This window comes from Campylobacter sp. US25a, from assembly GCF_004379075.1.
GTDB classification, from domain to species: Bacteria; Campylobacterota; Campylobacteria; order Campylobacterales; family Campylobacteraceae; genus Campylobacter_D; species Campylobacter_D jejuni.
The window spans coordinates 1-257 of the sequence record NZ_RYYM01000146.1 but is presented as its reverse complement, the minus strand read 5'-3'; the positions used below and the strand labels follow the sequence as shown (position 1 = coordinate 257).

General features: G+C 60.3%; 1 protein-coding gene. It reads left to right on the top strand.

The features are described 5' to 3' along the window. On the top strand, nt 1–257 hold a 257-nt coding region (locus ELQ12_RS10085), incomplete at both ends, for an efflux RND transporter permease subunit (RefSeq protein WP_134264766.1).

Genomic DNA, 257 nt, shown 5'->3' with positions numbered 1-257 from the left:
AATCTCTACTCGGCGTCCGAACTACAGGGTGAGCCGGCGCCGGGCGTCAGCTCAACGACGGCGCTCAACACCATCAAGAAGATCGCCGACGAGACCTTGCCAAGCGGCTTCTCGTTCGAATGGACCGACCTGTCCTATCAGCAAGTCAACGGCGCCAATGCCGGCCTCTACGTGTTCCCGATCTGCGTGTTGTTCGTCTATCTCGTGCTCGCCGCGCAATATGGCAGCTGGACCCTGCCGTTCGCGGTGATCCTGAT